19 protein-coding genes and 1 tRNA gene are annotated in these 18,646 nt (G+C 63.8%); 10 read left to right on the top strand and 10 right to left on the bottom strand.

From position 1 onward, the window contains the following. Positions 1 to 116 precede the first annotated feature (116 nt). The 8 genes from KPL76_RS07305 (at position 117) to KPL76_RS07270 (ending at position 6,623) form a co-directional block, all read left to right on the top strand. On the top strand, positions 117 to 980 hold the full coding sequence (locus KPL76_RS07305) for an ABC transporter ATP-binding protein (RefSeq protein WP_216335781.1): 864 nt from the start codon (positions 117 to 119) through the stop codon (positions 978 to 980). After that, positions 977 to 1,885 (top strand): ABC transporter permease, encoded by a 909-nt coding sequence (locus tag KPL76_RS07300; RefSeq protein ID WP_216335780.1) that lies wholly within the window; start codon positions 977 to 979, stop codon positions 1,883 to 1,885. The genes KPL76_RS07305 and KPL76_RS07300 overlap by 4 nt, the downstream gene beginning before the upstream one ends. 122 nt (positions 1,886 to 2,007) lie before the next feature. Continuing rightward, positions 2,008 to 3,102 (top strand): ABC transporter substrate-binding protein, encoded by a 1,095-nt coding sequence (locus KPL76_RS07295; RefSeq protein ID WP_216335779.1) that lies wholly within the window; start codon positions 2,008 to 2,010, stop codon positions 3,100 to 3,102. Positions 3,103 to 3,289: 187 nt separating this feature from the next. After that, positions 3,290 to 3,862: a hypothetical protein gene (locus KPL76_RS07290; protein ID WP_216335778.1), complete on the top strand. Its 573-nt coding sequence runs from the start codon at positions 3,290 to 3,292 to the stop codon at positions 3,860 to 3,862. 134 nt (positions 3,863 to 3,996) lie between these two features. Next, a complete protein-coding gene (locus KPL76_RS07285; protein WP_216335777.1) occupies positions 3,997 to 5,163 on the top strand; it encodes an RtcB family protein in 1,167 nt (388 codons plus the stop codon). Positions 5,164 to 5,171: 8 nt separating this feature from the next. Next, on the top strand, positions 5,172 to 5,648 hold the full coding sequence (locus KPL76_RS07280) for a hypothetical protein (protein ID WP_216335776.1): 477 nt from the start codon (positions 5,172 to 5,174) through the stop codon (positions 5,646 to 5,648). 141 nt (positions 5,649 to 5,789) lie between these two features. Beyond that, a complete protein-coding gene (locus KPL76_RS07275; protein ID WP_216335775.1) occupies positions 5,790 to 6,275 on the top strand; it encodes a pyridoxamine 5'-phosphate oxidase family protein in 486 nt (161 codons plus the stop codon). A gap of 120 nt (positions 6,276 to 6,395) precedes the next feature. Beyond that, a complete protein-coding gene (locus KPL76_RS07270; RefSeq protein WP_216335774.1) occupies positions 6,396 to 6,623 on the top strand; it encodes a hypothetical protein in 228 nt (75 codons plus the stop codon). A gap of 40 nt (positions 6,624 to 6,663) precedes the next feature. On the opposite strand, the gene KPL76_RS07265 is transcribed toward KPL76_RS07270, so the two are convergent. The 7 genes from KPL76_RS07265 to KPL76_RS07235 form a co-directional block, all read right to left on the bottom strand. After that, positions 6,664 to 7,359, bottom strand: a complete 696-nt coding sequence (locus KPL76_RS07265) for an HAD family hydrolase (protein ID WP_216335773.1) — start codon at positions 7,357 to 7,359, stop codon at positions 6,664 to 6,666. A gap of 83 nt (positions 7,360 to 7,442) precedes the next feature. Further along, positions 7,443 to 8,069: a DUF2461 domain-containing protein gene (locus tag KPL76_RS07260; protein ID WP_216335772.1), complete on the bottom strand. Its 627-nt coding sequence runs from the start codon at positions 8,067 to 8,069 to the stop codon at positions 7,443 to 7,445. Positions 8,070 to 8,169: 100 nt separating this feature from the next. Beyond that, on the bottom strand, positions 8,170 to 8,946 hold the full coding sequence (gene pxpA / locus KPL76_RS07255; RefSeq protein ID WP_253202216.1) for a 5-oxoprolinase subunit PxpA: 777 nt from the start codon (positions 8,944 to 8,946) through the stop codon (positions 8,170 to 8,172). Next, positions 8,943 to 10,442, bottom strand: coding sequence for an amidase (locus tag KPL76_RS07250; RefSeq protein ID WP_216335771.1), 1,500 nt, complete (start codon positions 10,440 to 10,442; stop codon positions 8,943 to 8,945). The genes pxpA and KPL76_RS07250 overlap by 4 nt, the downstream gene beginning before the upstream one ends. A 12-nt stretch (positions 10,443 to 10,454) precedes the next feature. Then, positions 10,455 to 11,501, bottom strand: coding sequence for an ABC transporter permease (locus KPL76_RS07245; RefSeq protein WP_216335770.1), 1,047 nt, complete (start codon positions 11,499 to 11,501; stop codon positions 10,455 to 10,457). 2 nt (positions 11,502 to 11,503) lie between these two features. Further along, the gene (locus KPL76_RS07240) at positions 11,504 to 13,048 is read right to left on the bottom strand and encodes a sugar ABC transporter ATP-binding protein (protein WP_216335769.1); all 1,545 of its coding nucleotides are present in this window, start codon (positions 13,046 to 13,048) and stop codon (positions 11,504 to 11,506) included. Positions 13,049 to 13,051: 3 nt separating this feature from the next. Next, positions 13,052 to 14,137 (bottom strand): sugar ABC transporter substrate-binding protein, encoded by a 1,086-nt coding sequence (locus KPL76_RS07235; RefSeq protein ID WP_216335768.1) that lies wholly within the window; start codon positions 14,135 to 14,137, stop codon positions 13,052 to 13,054. A gap of 148 nt (positions 14,138 to 14,285) precedes the next feature. Between KPL76_RS07235 and KPL76_RS07230 the strand changes: the two genes are divergently transcribed. Beyond that, the gene (locus KPL76_RS07230; protein ID WP_216335767.1) at positions 14,286 to 15,095 is read left to right on the top strand and encodes a FadR/GntR family transcriptional regulator; all 810 of its coding nucleotides are present in this window, start codon (positions 14,286 to 14,288) and stop codon (positions 15,093 to 15,095) included. 190 nt (positions 15,096 to 15,285) lie between these two features. On the opposite strand, the gene KPL76_RS07225 is transcribed toward KPL76_RS07230, so the two are convergent. Beyond that, entirely contained in the window at positions 15,286 to 16,104 is an 819-nt protein-coding gene (locus KPL76_RS07225; protein ID WP_216335766.1) for a hypothetical protein, read from the bottom strand. Between the two features lie 602 nt (positions 16,105 to 16,706). Beyond that, positions 16,707 to 16,779 (bottom strand) — tRNA-Glu (locus KPL76_RS07220). A 206-nt stretch (positions 16,780 to 16,985) separates the two neighbouring features. Between KPL76_RS07220 and KPL76_RS07215 the strand changes: the two genes are divergently transcribed. After that, the gene (locus KPL76_RS07215; protein ID WP_216335765.1) at positions 16,986 to 17,411 is read left to right on the top strand and encodes a hypothetical protein; all 426 of its coding nucleotides are present in this window, start codon (positions 16,986 to 16,988) and stop codon (positions 17,409 to 17,411) included. A 190-nt stretch (positions 17,412 to 17,601) separates the two neighbouring features. On the opposite strand, the gene KPL76_RS07210 is transcribed toward KPL76_RS07215, so the two are convergent. Further along, entirely contained in the window at positions 17,602 to 18,540 is a 939-nt protein-coding gene (locus KPL76_RS07210) for a diacylglycerol kinase family protein (RefSeq protein ID WP_216335764.1), read from the bottom strand. Positions 18,541 to 18,646: the final 106 nt, after the last annotated feature.

Here is an 18,646-nt window from a genome sequence, read left to right as displayed (position 1 = left end):
CACCTCTTATGAGCACAACCGGCGCATGGCGCAGAAGCGCGACAGAGCATGCGGCTCGCTGGCAACCTCGGTACGCACACGCAACGAGGCAGTGCACAGACAGAGAGGTCAAACGCATGGGCACCACAAACAGCATCCCCAAGCGCACACCCGTGGCCCCCGGGGTAGCCGATGACGCGGCACGAATCGACATCGTCAACCTGACCAAGAGGTTCCTAACGCCGAAGGGCGCGCCCTTCACGGCGATCCGGGATGTCTCCCTCACGGTCGAGGCCGGCCAGTTCTGCGCCATCGTCGGGCCGACCGGATGCGGCAAGTCGACTACGCTCGCGCAGGTCTCCGGCCTCGAACGACCCAGCGGCGGCTCGGTACAGGTCGGCGGCCACCTCGTCGATGGCATCACCGAAGGCGTCAGCTACATGTTCCAGGCTGATTCACTCTTCCCTTGGAAGACGGTGCTGCAGAACGTGATGGTCGGGCCGATTCTTCTCGGCACGTCGAAGAAGAACGCGACAGTGCTCGCCATCGACTGGTTGCGTCGAGTCGGTCTCGCCGGATTCGAGGATCGATACCCGCACCAACTCTCCGGTGGCATGCGGAAGCGGGTCGCAATGGCCGCGGCCCTGATCAACAATCCGCGCATCCTGCTCATGGACGAGCCGTTCGGCGCGCTGGATGTTCAGACCAAGGCGATCATGCAGACCGAACTCCTCGGCCTGTGGGAGGAGCTTCGCCCCTCCGTCCTGTTCATCACCCACGACCTCGACGAGGCTGTGGCGCTGTCAGACCGAGTCGTGATCATGACCTCCAGCCCGGGAACCGTCAAAGGCATCTTCGACATCGACCTGCCGCGACCGCGCGGTGACGTGCAGACACTCAGGCATGAGAAACGATTCATCGAACTCCAGACCCAGATCTGGGAATCCCTGCGGGACGAAGTCACCCGCGCCTACGAGCTCTCGGCAGGGGTTGCAGCATGAGCACGATCGTTCAGCCGACAACCGGAATCACCTCGGTCACTCCGAGCCGCCGCGGCGCAGCTGCACCTCAGTCGGAGTCAGAACTGCAGGCCTCCGCCCGTCGGGCACGCACTCGCAACATGATCTGGGTCTGGGTGGGCCGAATTGCCGTCGCGGTCTTCGTGATCGGCGGCTGGCAGCTCTTCACGCAGCTCAAATGGGTTGATCCGTTCTTCTACGGGCAGCCCTCCCAGATCTGGGACGCGCTCGTGACCCTGTTCACGAAGGGCACGGCATTCGGATCGATCTGGGACCAGCTCTGGGTGACGGTGCAGGAGGCACTGTTCGGGTTCCTGTTCGGCACGATCGCCGGAATCATCATCGGCATTCTGCTCGGTTCGAACAGGTACCTCTCCAACGTGTTCAGCCCCTACATCAAAGTGCTCAACTCGATCCCCCGCATCGTGCTCGGATCGATCTTCATCGTCGCTTTCGGCCTGGGTATCTTCCCGAAGATCCTGCTCGCCGCGGTGCTGGTGTTCTTCGCCGTCTTCTTCAACGCCTACCAGGGCGTCAGGGAGGTCGACCAGAACCTGATCGCAAACGTGCGCGTACTCGGCGCATCGCCGCTGCAGATCGCCCGGCACGTCACCATTCCCTCTGCCATGACGTGGATCATCGCCAGCCTGCACACCGCCTTCGGATTCGCGATCATCGGCGCGCTCGTCGCGGAGGTTCTCGGGGCACAGAAGGGCATCGGTCTGATCATCAGCCAGTCCCAGGGCCGCTTCGACCCGAACACGGTGTTCGCCTGCATGGTGATCATGGCTGTCATCACGCTCGGCGCTGAGTACCTCATCACCCTGCTCGAGCGATCCGTTCTGAAGTGGCGGCCACCCGTGCGCTCTGAGTCCCAGTCGATCTGACGCGCTGGTCCGAGCATCCATACCGGCCGCGGCGGAACCTGTCACAGCAACTCTGCCGCGTGCCCACCCAGACCCGCCGTGCGCGCCCGCGCGCGGCGTCACCGAAAGGAAAGTCACACACGATGAAAAAGCACAGCATCGTCGCTGTCGCCTCCGCCGTAGCAGCATTGTCGCTGGTACTCGCGGGTTGCAGTGGCACAGGAAGCCCGAGCGCAACGGGGACGGATGGAGCAGCCCTCCCGACCGCCACCATGATGGTCGGCGGCATCGACAAGCAGATCTACCTGCCGTACCAACTCGCCGAGAGCCTCGGGTTCTACAAGAAGTACGGCGTCAACATGCAGCTGTCGACCGAACAGAACGGCGGAGTCGGCGCTGAAGAGGCCATGATCTCCGGCCAGGTCAACTTCTCCGGCGCCTGGTACATCCACGCCCCCGATTTTCAGACCAAGGGCAAGAACGTCATCAACCTGGTGCAGCTCTCGGGCGCACCGGGCGAGCGGCTCATGTGCAGCCCGGCGGCCAACGTCAAGACGCCCGCCGACATCCGCGGCAAGAAGATGGGCGTGACCGACCTCGGCTCGGGCACTGACCAGCTCACTCAGTTCGTCGCGTCGAAGGGTGGCGTGGCGAAGACCGACTACACGACCGTCGCGGTGCACGCCGGCGCAACCGCGATCGCCGCCATCCAGCGAGGCGAGGCCGACTGCGTCATGACGACCCAGCCGACCGTGGCGGCTCTCGAGTCGCAGGGCCTGGCAGTGTCGGCCCTCGACCTCGCGACCACCGCGGGCGCACAACAGAACCTCGGCGGGGCGTGGCCGGCAGCGGGTCTGCTCGCGCAGGCGGACTGGGTCGCCAAGAACAAGGATGTCACGCAGAAAGTCGTGACGGCACTCGTCGCGACGATGGACTGGATGCACACCCACACCGCACAGGACGTCGCCGACGCACTCCCCCAGGACTTCGTGCAGAACAGCACGGTCTCCAAGGACCAGTACGTCGCGGCCCTGAAGGCCGACTACGGGCAATTCCTGCCCGACGGCCTGATGCCCGCCGGCGGCCCGAAGACGATCTTCCAGATGGAGAACGCCATCGGCACCGATGTCAGCAACGTCAGCTTCGGGTCGACCTTCACCCAGGAGTATGTGCAGGCCGCACTCAAGCAGCTCGGCATCACGCCGACGACCACACCGGCCGACACCACAGCCGGCTGAGCCCGACACCCATAACAACGCGAGTGGCCTGCACACACGCGTGCAGGCCACTCGCCTTCTGTTGTGCGGCAGTACTGGGCCGTCGGTCACGTGATTCACAGCGTTACCGGTGGGTTCGATCATGTCCGCTGGTTATGCTCGCGGATGGCCCAGCGTGGGCCGTGAAAATGCCAGCCGGGGAGGTCCAGTGCGAATCAGAATTCCCGCCGTGATCGCGGCGGCGGCATCAGCAGTGCTTCTCACCTTCACGGCAGGATGCTCATCCCTCCCCCTCTCCACCGGATCACTTGCGCATGGCAGAGCGGTCAGCTGCCCGGCCGTCCCCGCCGTTCAGGTCGGCACGATCGCGGTCCCCGCGGGCCCGATCGGAGGGTACTGCCAGCCAGAGCTCGTCAACGCGGCCCACATCATCAACGCCGGCCGTGATGCCGGAGTCGGCGCGCACACCCAAGCCGTCGGAGTCATGACGGCCATGGGCGAATCCGGTCTTGTCAACCTCGACTATGGCGACGCCGCGGGCGCCGACAGTCGCGGATTGTTCCAACAACGAGACAACGGCGCTTGGGGGTCACTGGCTGATCGAATGGACCCCTACATAGCCGCCACCAACTTCTTCGACGCCCTGATGAGAGTCCCGGAGTGGACGAGCCTCACACCGACCCAGGCTGCTCACGCAGTGCAGGTGAATGCAGACCCGAATTACTACACGAGCTACTGGTCCAGTGCCCAGACAGTGGTGACGGCACTCGCCACCGGGTAGACAGTCACGAGGGTCTACCCCCACTTCGGGTTGGCAGCCGTCACCTCGAATTCGCCGGTCAGCCTGCTCGTCCCATCGGCTATGCTGCAAGGTTGGGCTCTCGTCCAGCCGCCACGGCGACGGAAGGACACCCTGTGGAACACATTTCCAAACGACTCATCAGCTGGGCTTCGATCCTCGATGACCAGACGCGCGCCCAGGCGACCATGGCGTCAACGATGCCGTTCATCTTCCCGCACATCGCACTGATGCCCGACGCGCACCTCGGCAAAGGCGCAACCGTTGGTTCGGTCATCCCGACACTCGGTGCGATCATGCCTGCCGCAGTCGGTGTCGATATCGGCTGCGGGATGATCGCCGTGCGTACACAGTTCACCGATGTTGATCTGCCTGCCGACCGCAAACACCTTCGCGAGGCAATCGAACGCGCTGTGCCGCTGTCTGCGGGCAAATACAACGCCAAGCTCGTTGCCACCGCGCTGCCGCGGATCGCCGAACTCGAAACTCTCGCGACAGCCAGTGGATTCGACCCCGCCGAACGATCGCCGAACTGGCGCCTGCAGCTCGGCACACTGGGGTCAGGCAACCACTTCATCGAGGTCTCACTCGACGAAGAAGACCGGGTGTGGCTGTTCCTGCACTCTGGCTCGCGCGGAGTCGGGAACAGGATTGCGATGCACCACATCGGTGTCGCACAGGAGTACTGCGAACGGCACTGGATCGATCTGCCCGATCAGGATCTCGCCTACCTGGTGGAAGGCACGACCGAATTCGATCGCTACGTTGCCGAGTTGCGGTGGGCACAGATGTTCGCCCTACTGAACCGTGAAGAAATGCTGGAGCGGATCATCCGGCAGTTCGAAGACTGGGTCGGCGAGCCGATTGTCGAGTCTGAACGGGTGAACTGTCACCACAACTACACCGAGCCCGAGCGCCACTTCGGTCGCGACGTGTGGCTCTCTCGAAAGGGTGCCATCGACGCGACCCTGGGCACCCCTGGTCTGGTGCCAGGGTCGATGGGTACGCGTTCATATGTCGTCGCGGGCAAAGGCAACACGCTCGCGCTCCACTCGTCGCCGCACGGTGCCGGGCGCGAATACTCGCGTTCCGCTGCGCGTCGAACATTCACCCGAGCGGAACTCGACATCGCTATGGAGGGCATCGAATGGCGGCCGACAGACGCGTTTCTCGACGAGATTCCCTCTGCCTACAAAGACATCGATGTGGTCATGGATGATGCCAGCAGCCTCGTGGAGGTACGCCACACTCTCCGACAGATCATCAACGTGAAGGGCGATTGAGGAAGATCATGTCTTTTCGAACAGCCCGGCTTTCCGTCGCCTTTGTCGCCGTGCTCGTGCTGAGCGGGTGTGCGAGCGGCACGTCACCAGACGCATCCTCGTCGCCTGGCCACGCAAGAATCGGTTTAGCTGTCTCAGCAGCATGCGTAGCTGGTTCGAGCACAGAGTGCGTCTCGGTGCGCGGCGAGGGTGTTCTGGCACCCTCGAGCTACGAGGATGCGGGCGTTCACGATGCAACTGTCGTCGAAAACGGGGGGCAAACCACGGTGCAGGTCACTTTCACCGACGACGGAGCCGCCGTGCTGAACACTCTCACAAAGCAGGCGGTGCAAGCCGGGAGCGGGGCGCGTCTGATTCTGGAAGTCGGCGGTGAGATCGTCGGCGCCCCTGCCGTGATGGAGCCCATCGAGGGCCGCGAGGTTTCGATCATCGTCGCGCCGGAAGACGACGCCCAAACCCTGGTGCGCTCTATCCTCGGGCGCTGAGAACACAACACTTCAGAAGAAGTCGAGGCGCGGCGCGGCGGTTGTAGCTGATTGGGCGGGAGTTCGCAATCCACCCGCTGAGGTTTGGTGGCCCCGCTCTGCGGGCGCATGGTTGAAAGACGAATACTGAAGGAGTGGCTCATGGCTGAGACAAACGCAGAGATTTCGAAGGTCGCCGAACTGGTGAAGGGTTTCCGGTTCGCGATGATGACGACGATGGATGCGGGGGGCAAACTCGTCTCGCGCCCGATGACGGTTCAGGAGGTCGAGTTCGACGGCGACCTGTGGTTCATCGCCGCCAAAGACGGCAACGAGATCAGGGAGATCGTCTCGAACCCTGTAGTGAACGTGTCGTTCTCCTCAAACGACACCTGGGTCTCTGTTTCTGGGCGTGCCGAGACTGTCGACGACAAGGCACGCGTGAAGGAGTACTGGAACTCCTTCGTCGAGGCGTGGTTCCCTGACGGGCCAGACGACCCCAACGTGACACTCATCAAGGTCACCGGCGAATCGGCCGAGTACTGGGACACCCCCGGTGGGCGCATCGCCACCGTCGTCAGCCTGGTCAAGGCCAAGATCACCGGGTCGACCTACGACGGCGGCGAGAACGAGAAGGTCGAGCTCTAGGCACGTTCTCGATCCCCGCAACGGCACGCTCGAGGGTTCAGCCGCGGTTGTTGAAATGGGGGCACAACGACCCATCCGGCGAAGAACCTCCTATTCTCCTTTCGAAAGGACGACATTCACATGTCAGCAGCAGAAACCTACACCGCACACCTTGTCGACGACTCCGGCACGCAGACGCGGGAGATCGAGATGATCGACGGGCTCCCCCAGAAGTCCTTCGTGCTCAGTACCGACATCGACGGCACCACCATCGACGTCGTCTGGGAACTCGATCTGACAAGCGACGACAACACCTACCGCAGGCTGTCGGGCGACGGCTACGGAGAAGGCGGCGTGACGGAAGCCTGACCCGACGCGTGACCAGGCGGGTTCGTAACCCCGTCGACTGTCAGGCGTCGCCAGGCTTCGGGCCGCCGATCAGGCTCTCGTCAATGCCGTGGAGCAACGCAGCGACGTCGTCGTAAACCGCGGATGCACCGGTCGTGAGGAGTTCTTCGCGCCCGAACCCTCCGCTCAGAACCCCGATACTTCTGACCCCAGCGCGGTTGGCGGCTTCGACGTCCCACACAGAATCGCCCACCATCACGGCCTCGTCTGCCCCGACCCCGGCCTTGTCGAGCGCCGTCTGAATGATGTCAGGGTCGGGTTTCGCTGTGCCCACGTCGCCCGCCGACGTCACAGCCTGTACTGAGTCGTCGGCGCCCAGCACCTCGAGCAGGATCTTCAACTCGTCCTCTGGTGCAGAGGTCGCGAGCACCACCCGCAGACCACGCCGGTTCAGTTCCGCCAGCAGCTCCCTGCCACCGCCGATTGCGCGCAGGCGGTCCGTCGAACCGCTGTAGAAGGTGCTGTGCCCTGACTTCGCGTCGCCGCCGAGCGCTTCTGCGTCGTCGCCGAGAAGGCGTTCGAGCAGCATGGCGGAGTCCATGCCGATGGCCCGGTGGATGCGCCACACGTCAACCGGGTGTCCCACGGCCGCGAATGCGCGATCCCACGCATCGACGTGCAGGTAGTTCGAGTCGACCAGGGTTCCATCAACATCGAACAGCACGGCCTTCACCTGAGAATTGCGACCGTCATCCATGGGTCAAGCCAAGCAGATCAGGGCCCTTCACCGTCAGGGATGGCCAAATGAGCGCGATTGTGCACCGTCGCAGCGACGACCTGTCAGGGCCAGCTCAGCGCCGCGCCGACGTAGGTGTTACCCCAGCCAATGAGCCCCTCGACGGACTTCCAGGCACTCCGGATTTCGTCGGGTGACGCTGTGACCGGGAGTCGCGTGAGAGCGGCGTAGTGCTTCAGCCGCAGGAGTTCGATGTGCGGGTGATCGCGGTCGTACCCTCGCGGGGCTGTCTTGAGAAACGGCCCGGCCATGTCGAAATCCGCTGCAGTGAGGGAGGAGATGACCTCACTCAGCTGGGTTGCTGCCAGCGGTGCCGAGTCGATGGCCGTTCGGGCACGCTCCAACTGGTCGCGGCTCGGCTCGTACATGCCCCCGCCGACCTCGAGGTGCTCGGCGCTGAGACTGAGGTAGACCCCAGCGACCGTGCCTGCCCACATGCTGGCGTTGGTCTTGTAGGGCGCCTTGTCCGCACTGAATCTCACGTCGCGGTTCGGTCGCATCACACGCCCGGGGCCGTACGTGGCCTCGGCCTCACCGAGCAGGTCTTCGAGGGGCTGACGGATCGCGGCGACGTACTCAGCCCGGTGAGCCTCGAAGAACGGCCGCGAATTGTTCTTCGCCAGCTCGTCGAGGAATGCGCTTGCGTCTGGCCCGAACCCGGTGAAAGTCATGACACCACTCTGCCGCTAATTCGTGCCCACCGGATAGCTCCACACCCGACAGAGGCCAGGCGGCAGTCGATGCCGCAGACCGACCACTTGCCGTTCCGAGCTATGACAGCGCAGGTGATTCCTTCCATCGGTTGACAGCAGAGCGAACGGTTTGGGCGACAGCAGTCGCGTTCGGGAGATCGGAATGGATGCAGAACGATTCGACTCGCACCGGGAAGGTGCCGCCACCAATCGAGGTGGCTGCACCACTCTGCAACGCCAGGTCAGCCCGCCGCGCCACGCGCTCGAGATCGCTGGCCGCACCTTGTCGATTGACCACGATGTTGCCGTCGTCGGTGTAGTCCAGGTCGACGTAGAACTCAGAGACGAAGGGCACCCCGCGCCGGTGCGCCACACTTTCGTGGAAGGTGCCGGCCAGGCCGAACACGGGGACTTCGTACTGCACGGCGACATCGCACACAGCATCCATCAGCTCTTCGTCGCGCGACACCATGGCGAAGAGCGCCCCGTGGGGCTTGATGTGATGCAGATTTCCGCCCTCAGAATCGAGAAACCCGACGAGAGCACCGACCTGGTACCGCACGAGATCGCGCACTTCGTCGGCGCTGAGAGCCATCGCCCGCCGACCGAAGCCCGTGAGGTCGGGCAGTCCGGGATGCGCGCCAACAGTGACTCCGGCAGCCAGGGCCTGCGTGACCACGAGCTGCATTGAACCGGGGTCACCGGCATGCATTCCGCACGCGACATTGATCGTGTCGACGAGAGTCAGAAGCTCTTCATCGTTGCCGAAGCTGTGAATACCGATCGACTCACCCATGTCTGAATTCAGGGTGATGTCGGCCGTCGCTGGCCGCAGAGCGGCGGCCGATTCACTCACTCTGCGGCTTCGATGAGGGTGGGGCTGCGACGCGCGCTGACCGCAACTTCGGCGCCGCGGGCTATCTTCAGCAGCAGTGCTTCGGAGTACGGCACCGTCATGAACTCGATGCCGACAGGCAATTCGTTCTCGGTGAAACCCGCCGGCACCGTCACGGCCGGCATCAGAAGCTGCGACGCGATGACCGTGTTGGTCGGGTAGGTCAGGCAGGTCCAGCGGTCAGACATGACGTCTGCGTGGGTCGGTGCTGGTAGTCGCACGTCGGGGAAGACGATGGCGTCGAGACCGTTCGACGCCATGGCACCGATGACACTCCGCTGAAAGGCACCCTGGGCGAGAAGGCGATCCAGGTACTCCGGGTCGTCTTTCGGGTCGACCGGCCCGGCCACAATCGCATCGAGAAGGTCGAGCTTCGGGTGATAGGCACCTTCCGCATGGATGCTCTGCATCGACTCGATGGGAAGCTCTGGTCTGGCACCCACGAAGGCGTTCATGTCTGCCAGCGAGCGCGTCGTGTACAGCGAGGTGAATCCGACCAAGTGGTCGAGGTCGTCGATCGCGATGTCGACGAGTTCGGCTCCGGCCTGGGCGTACTGCTCGAGCGCAGCGTCGATCACCCGGTTGACGGATGCCCCCTCCGCGTCGTTCGCATCACCGAACACCTGCCGCAGCACTCCGAGACGAACGCCTGCGAGCGTGGCTCCCTCAAGACCGTCTGTGTAGCTTCCCTCATGACCCGACACCGTGAAGGCCGCCGTGTACGGGTCTTGCGCGTCGAAGCCGACGAGCACATCGAGCAGTTTGGCCGCATCGAGCACGGTTCGCGCCATCGGGCCAGACGTGTCCTGGGGGGTGACGAGTGACGACATGCCCGTGCGGCTGATCAGGCCGGGCGTCACCCTCAACCCGACGAGGTTGCAGAACGACGCGGGCAGTCGGATGGAGCCGCCGGTGTCTTCGCCGATGCCGACGAGCGAGAGGTTCGCCGCCACGGCCGAGGCGGTTCCGCTGCTCGATCCGCCGGGGTCACGCGAGAGGTCGTAGGGGTTCTTGGTCAGGCCGCTGCGGGAGGAGGTGGAGAACCACGACGTGGCGAAGTCGGGCAACGTGGTCTTCGCGAGAATGATGGCACCCGCATCGCGAAGTCGCTTGATGGCGGTCGCATCGTTTGCCGGAACGTAGTCGCCAGAGGCGATGCTTCCGAAGCTCGTAGCAATGTCGGCTGTCTCGATCTGGTCTTTCACGACGATCGGAACGCCGAAGAGCGCACCGGTCAGCTCGCCCGATGCGGCGAACTCGGCGTCGAGGCGGTCGGCCTCGTCGAGCGCCACGGCAGACACGGTGATGACCGCGTTCAAGTTTGCGCCCTGTTTGTCGATCGACTCGATGCGGTCGAGGTAAGCCTGCACGAGTTCACGAACGGTGAGGGTCTTCGCCCGGTATGCGGCGTGGACCTGATCGATGGTGATCTCTTCGATTGTTTCGCTGATGGGCATTGGATCTCCTTGTTATCTGTGAGCGAGTGTGTCAGAAGCGGGTGTGGGCACGTCGGGGCGGCTGGGGGCGGGCTGCGGCGAAGAACGGCGCAGCATCCGTCTCCAGTCGACCGTCGCGAGTGCGGCGATGATGATGATTCCCTTGATGATGTTCTGGTAGTACGCGTCGATGTCGAGCAGGTTGAAGCCGTTCTGCAGCGTCGCCAGAAGGGCCACACCGACGGCGGTGCGCCAAATGGCACCTTTGCCTCCGCTGAGCGAGGTGCCGCCGACGATGACCACCGTGAGCACATCGAAGACGAGGTTCTGGTTGGTACTGGGCTGGGCAGAACTGAGCTGGGAAGCCGAGATGATGCCCGCCACTCCCGCACACAGACCCGAGAGTGCATAGCTGCTGCCGGTGGTGAACGAGGTACGGATGCCCGCAAGCCTCGACGCCTCTGCGTTGCCCCCCACGGCATAGATCGCCTGCCCGTACGGCGTATACGCGAGAATCAGGCCGGCCACGACCATCAGCACGATGAGCAGAATGCCGGAGAAGGGGATGCCGAGCATCCGCCCCGTGCCGAGAACGGTGAATGGTTCGAAGTCGACGACGAACGCGACATTGCCAGTGAGCACGAGGGTCACGCCCGAGATGATCAATGAGGTACCGAGCGTGGCGATGAAGGGGTTGACCCGCAGGCCTGTCACGACGAATCCGTTGGCGATACCCGCGATGAGCCCGACGAGGATCGCGGCGGCAAAGGCGATGACGGGTGCCTCTGTTCGGCCGAGGGCCGCGGCGACCACCGCGCAGAGCGAATAGATCGCACCGACCGACAGATCGAATCCGCCGGTGATCACGACGTACGTCATGCCGATGCCCATGATGCCCACGGGGGCCCACTGGCTCAGGATGTTCATGAGATTTCCGTAAGCCAGAAAGCCCGGTTGGGCCGCCGCGATGATGACGACGAGAACGCCCAGCGCGACGACGATTCCGTACGAGCGCACGAACCTCAGGGCGCCGGCCTGGCGGGTGGTGGCTGTGGGGTCGGCGATGGTGGGAGATGCCATGGTCAGACCTCGCCTTTCGGTTGGGTGGAATGGGCATAGGAGATTTCTAGAACGTCGTGCACCGTCGAACCTCCGGGGAGTTCGGCGACCACGCGCCCACCGGCGACAACGAGAATGCGGTCGCTGTGCTGAACGACCTCTTCGAGATCGCTGCTGGACCAGAGCACGGCTCGGCCCTCGTTGACGATTTCACGGGCGGTCTCGAAGATCTGCGCTTTGGCGCCGATGTCGATGCCTCTCGTGGGCTCGTCAAGCAACAGGCAGACGATCGGCCTGCTCAGCCAGCGAGCCAGAACGAGCTTCTGCTGGTTTCCTCCCGACAACTCGCCGGCCAGGGCGCCGAGCCGTTCCGGCGCGAAACCGACCCGAGCGCTGGCCGGAGCGGCCCACCGTGACAGTCGTGTGGCACGCACGGCCCGGCGCCCCGCGGCGACAGCGAATCGCCCGAGCGCGACGTTCCAGGCCGCTGGCTGGCCGAGCAGCAAACCTTGGTGTTTGCGGTCTTCTGGGGCCAGAGCGATTCCGAGCGACAACGCCTTGCGCGGCGAACCGGGCCACCGACGGGCGCTCCCATTCACGGCGACCGATCCTGCGTCGACGTGTTCAGCACCGGCGAGCGAACGGAGCAATCTCGTGCGACCCGAACCGACCAGCCCCGCGAGCCCGACGATCTCTCCGGCGTGAAGGTCGAGACGATCGAGGTGCACGCCGGGAGCGCGAAGTCCGGAGAACTGAACGAGCGCAGTGCCCGTCGGCGGTGTGGAATGCCCGGGCGCGACACGCTCGAGGGCGGCTCCCCCGAGCATCCCGCGAATCAGCGATGATTTCTCCCACTCGGCAACCGGTCGCGAGTCGACGACAACACCTTCGCGCAGCACCGTCACCGTGTCGCAGATCTCCAGCACTGCGTCGAGGTCGTGCGACACGTAGACGATCGCGTGCCCGGTGTCTCGCAGGTTCCGGATGACCGTGTGCAGCTTCTGGCTGTCTTCAGGCCCCAGCGAGGCGGTCGGCTCATCCATGATGACAAGCCGTTTGCCGAGAACGAGCGCCCTCATGATCTCGAGCAACTGTTGGGCAGCCGTCGAGAGGCCCCCGGCCCGTGCTGCGGCGGGGGCCGTCAGCCCAACGGTCTGGGCGACCTCGGCGAAGGTTCGCCTGGCGCGGCGGCCGTCGACCACACCGAAGCGATGCGGAAGATGGCCGAGAAAGACGTTCGAGACCGCCGAGAGGTCTGGCACGATCGTCAGCTCCTGGTAGATGGTCGCGGAACCTGCCGCGGAGGCCTGGTGTGGGTCGCCTCCGACGATGTCGGTCCCGCAGATCGTGACTGCCCCGGCGTCCTGCCTGGTTGCTCCTGCGATGATCTTGAGCAGCGTGGACTTGCCTGCGCCGTTCTCGCCGACCAGACCGTGAACCTCACCGGCATGCGTGACGAACGACACGTCGGTGAGTGCCTTCACCCCCGGGTATGCCTTGGTGAGGTGACTCACTTCGAGCAGGGGCTCTGCCGTCATGGTTCGTGGTGTCACGATCTGGTCGGTCACGGTTTAGTACTCCGGGGTGAACTTCGAGGCGTTGTCTGTCGTGATGAAGATCGATCCGGGGCCGTCGGTCACCACGGGCGACTCGGCGAGGTATGTGAACCCAGTGGTGGCGCTACCGGTCTTCAGCGCATTCGCCAGTTGCACGACCCCGTAGTACGACTCTTCGTATGGCAGCAGAACAGAGGTGGAGGTCCAGGTGCCGGCTGCGACTTCTGCCACGCCATTCTTCGTACCGCCGACACTGTAGATGCGAACATCCGTGCCGGGCTTCTTGCCTGCAGCGACAACGGCCTGTTCGACACCGCGGGTCATGTCATCCCATGAGGAGACGACGACGCTCACATCGGGGTTGCTGCTCAGGGCATCCTGAACCACCGTGAGGGCGGTCGCGGCGTCGAAGCTGCCGGGCTGGTCTGAGACAACGGTGACATTCGGGTATTTGGCCTTCGCCGCGGTGATTGCGGTCTCCCAGCGCGTGTAGAGGTCGCTGCCCACGAAGCCGCCGACGGCGACCGCCTTGCACGCCGAGGTGCACGACGCGAATGCGTTCTCGATGTGCTCCTGGAAGAACGACTCGGTCTGCATGGCCACGAAACCAGCGGTTCCCTCGGTGAAATCAGGGTTGCCGCACATCGGGCTGTTGATGTTGACGACCGGCTTGCCTGTCGCTTTCAACAACTGGAACTCGGCGCAGCCGGAGGAGTCGGCGACGGGCGAGAAGACGTAGCCGTCGAACCCTCGCTGGATTGCGTCTTGCACCTGCGGGAGCTGCGCGGCGGGGTCGAAGCCTGCGTTGAAGAGGGTGAGGTCAGCGCCGATCTTCTTCGCGGCATCTTGAGCGCCCGCCAGGCGTGTCTGGCAGAAGGTGTTCTCGGTCGCGCACTCGGCGATGTAGGCGATCTTCTTGCCTGCCATGTCAGGCAGACCGGCCGAGATGTAGCCGAGCGTTGCGGTCATCGCGTCGCTGTTGGCGACCGCGCTCTGAGCCGGGGATGCCGAAACCGGGGTGTTGGAGGGGGCGCTACAGGCTGTCGCCAGCAGGGCGATTGCTACAGCAACACCCGCGAGGGCCAATCGTCTGGATTTCATCAAAATCTCCTAAGGTAGATGAGAACACGGGTTGAAGCGCTAATGTCCAATGTCAGACATTCAACATTGGATGTATTACAAACGCGTCTCTTTGGTGTAACAAACGTGTTTCCAAGGCCCGGCGCCCGCGCCAGAAAGCGAGAAGACAGTGGCCGAGCAGCAATTCGACCCCCAGCCGCTCGAACGTCGCGACGCATCGGGCCAGATCGCTCGCCAGCTTCGAAGCGCCATCAGTACAGGCGTGTGGGCAGTCGGGCAGCGTCTTCCCACAGAGCAGGAACTCGCCGAGCTGTTCGACGTGGCTCGTGCGACCGCCCGGGAAGCGCTGAAGATCTTGTCAGCAACCGGCCTGGTGACCTCAGCGCGTGGAAGCCATGGAGGGACGTTCGTGGCCATCCCCGACGCCTCATTGGTCGCCGAGCAACTCAGCGACTCGATTCAGCTCTGGTATCGCGCCGGCAACGTCTCCCTTCACGACGTCGACGAGGCCCGCTGGGTTCTCGAGATGCAGTGCGTCGACCTAGCCGCGCGCCGACGAACGGATGAGGATCTCGCGGCGATCTCACGCCCGGTGGAGGCCTCGCGTGACCTCGATATGGACATCATCGAGTGGCTCGACCTCGACCTCGAATTCCACACCGCCGTCACCCGGGCTGCCCGAAACCAGATCCTCGAGCTTTCGATGATGTCGGTGCACCTCATGCGCCCGGTCACCAACACGGTCTTCGTCGAGCTCCTCGACCGCCAGTCGGTCACCGATCAGCACGAAGCGATCTATCTCGCAATCGCGGCCGGCGACCCGAAGAAGGCCCAGGACGCCTTCCAGACCCACGTGAGCTATCTCGACGACGTGCGACGGAAGGCCCTCGCCGACGTCGACGCGTCAGAGGTGATCGTGTCATCGCTCCCGGCCGTGCGTCACTCGGCGGGCGCTCGCCCCATCTCCGGAGCGAATTGATCGCACAGTCGCTGAGCTGAACCTCGGGAGAAACATGCTTGAAGTGGTTGTTTGAGACGGAATCGTGTTGAAGCCTCTCGAAACCTGGCACGCCGATGCGTTTGCCGAACACATGAACCGCGCGCGCGACCACATCCTGACCAAGCCCCGGGCATGAAGTCACGAAATTGCCCGGTTCCGAGTCGCCTTATCAGCCTGTGACGCCGATCTCACGCGACTTATACGAAAGGCATTCGACGGTGAAGTTGTCGCGTTCAGCGAAGTATGAAGTGTCGCCGTAGCGCGCTTGCCATCCGGTTGCCGGTCGTCCGGTGAACCCCCACGAGGACATATATGCCGGTGTGAACCCGGGAACCCATTTCGTGTTCGGCCATTCGCCGATGGTGTGCCCGATTGTCTTAAAGCAGCCGTCGTAAACGGCTTGCGTCAGCTGCGCCGATTCAGGAATGGGGTCTTGGATGCTGATGAAGCCCAAGATCAAGCCCGCTCCGAACGTGGTGCAGGGCACCAGATGCGAGTAGAGCGGTTCTCCCGCTTTGCCTGAGGTATCGCTAATGATGCAGTCGCCAATCCTTTCGTCGACTTGGGTGCCGTCGCTGGTTAGTGCAGTGAACCCCAGGTCAGGGAGGTCGGCAGGAGAGGGCGTGACGCTAGGAGTTGCTTGAGTCTGATTTGTCACTGGCAAACCAACCGGTGACGCAACTTCGAGCGATGCGCCGACGGACGGTTGAGAACCGACTGTCGGCGGCGAGACGATCGGGGTGGGCAGAGTGGTCTCGGCCGACGTCGGCAACACTGAGCTCTCGGGCTCGAGGGAAACGGTCCCTGTTTGAGCGATCGCGACAGGAGCCAATGGAGCAGATGCCCATGGTGCCGCGACAGCGATTGCAGATCCGGCAACTATTGTCGTTGCCACCACCGCGGCGGTAATCCAGCCGATTCTTCTGCGACGGCGCTGGTGATAGGCAGCGAAAATGGCTTGCGAAGAGTATCTCTGATCGTCGTTCATAAGGTCGCCCCCGCATTGTCTGATGAGCTAGCCGACATCAACCCGGAACTTAGACCGCCTAGATGAACAGGAGACGTGGCGCCTGGGGGTCGGCCAGACCGCCAAGCACCGTGCTAGCCGAGATCGGTCTCGGGCATCCATGGGTCGTTGAGCCACCATGTGACGGCTGCTGATTTGTCGGCGGCGACGTGTTGGATTTGCCACTCGAAATCGGTGTACATGTAGCACGCGTAGCCTGCGAGTTCCCATCGAACAGCGCGCATGGCCGGCTGGGGCGAGCACCTCAGACGTTTGTCATATCGACTGATTCGGGCGTGTGAAATGTGTGGTCGTAGCAGTCCCGATGTCCAGCGCATGCCGCAGTGTCGTTGAAGTCCACGAATTCAATGCGTTCACGACGTTACGGAGTGACTAACCAGCGCTGAATACTCTCCCGATTGACTACGGAAGCTGTGCTACCCAGAGGCACTTGGGACGGGTCGCGTCGTTTGGAAGTGCATGTCGAGAAAGGCTTGCCAGAAAACCCGGTGCGTTGAGACCCACAAAAAAAGCCCGGTTCCCTTTGCTTGAAAGGAAACCGGGCCTCATTAGCTAATACAGTGTGACCCCAACCGGATTCGAACCGGTGTTACCGCCGTGAGAGGGCGATGTCCTAGGCCGCTAAACGATGGGGCCGATTAGACAACTTAACGAGTATGCCACACGAGTGGAGGGCACGCCAATTCGAGGGCGGAGCGACTTTCTCCGCCGGGGCGATTGCTGTTCCGCTACGCTGAAGCCGCCGAACCTGCGGGGCAGGCCGCCACTCGAAGTCCTCATCGTGAGCGAAGATGCCCCAGCGTCCGGGGCAACACTGGCTCATTCACCGTTGAGAGGCATTGATGAACACCCGATTTGCCCGCACCGCCGTTGCACTCATTCTGGCCAGCATCGCGGGCCTCGGGCTCGCCGGATGCTCGGGCAATTCTGCGGGCACCGCCGCCACACCCGTGGTCACCCCGTCGGCCAGCTCGAGTGGCTCGACCCTCATCGCACCGATCGTCGTGAACCTGTCGTCGGTCAACGGACAGGTCGTCACGGTCGGCTTGAACAACGTGGTCGACCTCAACACCGGCGCCACCATCGTGACCAACTGGAGAGGCGAGGTCGCCGACCCGACCATCGCGAAGTTCGTCGAGGGTCACATCGACGGGGGTGCCACCTTCAACCCGGGGATCACGCCGCTCGCGGTCGGTGCATCGACGGTCACTGTCACGAACCGGATCACTGGCTTTCGAACGACGTTCGACCTGGTCGTCACGCAGTAGTCCTGATTTTGAGTAATCATCACTTCGCTGGTAGTGTCACTTCTGCGCGGTCTGGGTCTTGATTGACCCACAGCTTCGCTGGGCGGCCCGCTCTTTCGGGTTGGGTGGGCCGCCCGCTCCCTCGCGCGCGTTCCATCGCTTCACGCCCGTGTTCGCGAATCGACGGACGCATTCGCGGGTGGGCAGGGTTCTACGCGAGCACCCGCAGCGCACCGGGCACGATCGTGACCTCGACGGGCAGCGGCCCGACCCGCTCACCGTCGGCGTAGGCCACGATTCCGGGGGCATCCAGCCGCACCGACGTCACCCGGCTCAACTCAACAATGGGCAGGCCGGCGTGCGTGCCCTTGAACACGCGCGGAAAGAGGCGCAGAAACTTCAGCCGCGACACGGGCGCCACGATCAGCAGGTCGAGGGCGCCGTCGTCGAGCAGGGCATCCGGAGTGATCAGCATGCCGCCGCCGATCGAGCGGTTGTTCGACACCGCCAGCAGCACCGACTTCACCGAGCGTGGGGCGCCGTCGACGATGAGGTCGTAACTGCGGGCGCGCAGGCGGAGCAATTCGAGCAGCAGCGCGATCGTGTACCGGGAGGCCCCGCGCGGCCGCCGCATGGCGTTCGCCCGCTCGTTGACGAGGGCGTCGAACCCGGCCGAGAGGGCCGACGCGAAATAGAGGGAGTCGGAGACCCCCTCCGCCAGGCGCGTGACCCGGCCGAGGTCGATCACTCGCTGCGGGCGTCGGAGCGCGGACCTCAGAGCGTCGATTGCTTTGTCGAGATCGAAGGGAATGCCCAGGCCTAGGGCGGCGTCGTTGCCGGTGCCCGAAGGGATGATTCCGAGCGGGGTCGGCGTCTCGGCCACGAGGTTGACGCCGAGGCTCACCATTCCGTCGCCGCCGACGACGACCAGGGCATCCGGATGCTCGGCCACAGCCGCGCGCGCCGCCATCTTCAGCGTCTCGAAGTCGGTCGCGATCAGTTCTTCAACCGTGTGGCCGTCTGCGCGCAGGGCGGCCACGACCTTTGCGCCGACCCCGGCGGTGCGCCCGAAGGACGCCGAGGGGTTGATCGCCACGACGAGCCGCAGCGATGTAGCGGGCTGGGGCTGCGGTGCCCCGGAGTCGGTCATGCCCTGATTATCTCGCATCTGGCACGCGCCGACCTCCCCTTCGCCGCCGACTTGCAGACCGGCACCGCCGGGTATTAGCTGAAGGTATGAGCGACAACACGCAACC

Source organism: Subtercola sp. PAMC28395 (assembly GCF_018889995.1).
Lineage (GTDB): Bacteria > Actinomycetota > Actinomycetes > Actinomycetales > Microbacteriaceae > Subtercola.
The sequence above is the reverse complement of the archived record's forward strand: the minus strand, read 5'-3'. Positions and strand labels throughout refer to the sequence as shown.

Excerpts from the sequence above, each read along its gene's own strand:
- KPL76_RS07305 (WP_216335781.1), top strand. The coding sequence starts at position 117 with ATGGGCACCACAAACAGCATCCCCAAGCGCACACCCGTGGCCCCCGGG.
- KPL76_RS07300 (WP_216335780.1), top strand. The coding sequence starts at position 977 with ATGAGCACGATCGTTCAGCCGACAACCGGAATCACCTCGGTCACTCCG.
- KPL76_RS07295 (WP_216335779.1), top strand. The coding sequence starts at position 2,008 with ATGAAAAAGCACAGCATCGTCGCTGTCGCCTCCGCCGTAGCAGCATTG.
- KPL76_RS07280 (WP_216335776.1), top strand. The coding sequence starts at position 5,172 with ATGTCTTTTCGAACAGCCCGGCTTTCCGTCGCCTTTGTCGCCGTGCTC.
- KPL76_RS07275 (WP_216335775.1), top strand. The coding sequence starts at position 5,790 with ATGGCTGAGACAAACGCAGAGATTTCGAAGGTCGCCGAACTGGTGAAG.
- KPL76_RS07270 (WP_216335774.1), top strand. The coding sequence starts at position 6,396 with ATGTCAGCAGCAGAAACCTACACCGCACACCTTGTCGACGACTCCGGC.
- KPL76_RS07265 (WP_216335773.1), bottom strand. The coding sequence starts at position 7,359 with ATGGATGACGGTCGCAATTCTCAGGTGAAGGCCGTGCTGTTCGATGTT.
- KPL76_RS07260 (WP_216335772.1), bottom strand. The coding sequence starts at position 8,069 with ATGACTTTCACCGGGTTCGGGCCAGACGCAAGCGCATTCCTCGACGAG.
- KPL76_RS07250 (WP_216335771.1), bottom strand. The coding sequence starts at position 10,442 with ATGCCCATCAGCGAAACAATCGAAGAGATCACCATCGATCAGGTCCAC.
- KPL76_RS07245 (WP_216335770.1), bottom strand. The coding sequence starts at position 11,501 with ATGGCATCTCCCACCATCGCCGACCCCACAGCCACCACCCGCCAGGCC.
- KPL76_RS07235 (WP_216335768.1), bottom strand. The coding sequence starts at position 14,137 with ATGAAATCCAGACGATTGGCCCTCGCGGGTGTTGCTGTAGCAATCGCC.
- KPL76_RS07225 (WP_216335766.1), bottom strand. The coding sequence starts at position 16,104 with ATGAACGACGATCAGAGATACTCTTCGCAAGCCATTTTCGCTGCCTAT.
- KPL76_RS07215 (WP_216335765.1), top strand. The coding sequence starts at position 16,986 with ATGAACACCCGATTTGCCCGCACCGCCGTTGCACTCATTCTGGCCAGC.
- KPL76_RS07210 (WP_216335764.1), bottom strand. The coding sequence starts at position 18,540 with ATGACCGACTCCGGGGCACCGCAGCCCCAGCCCGCTACATCGCTGCGG.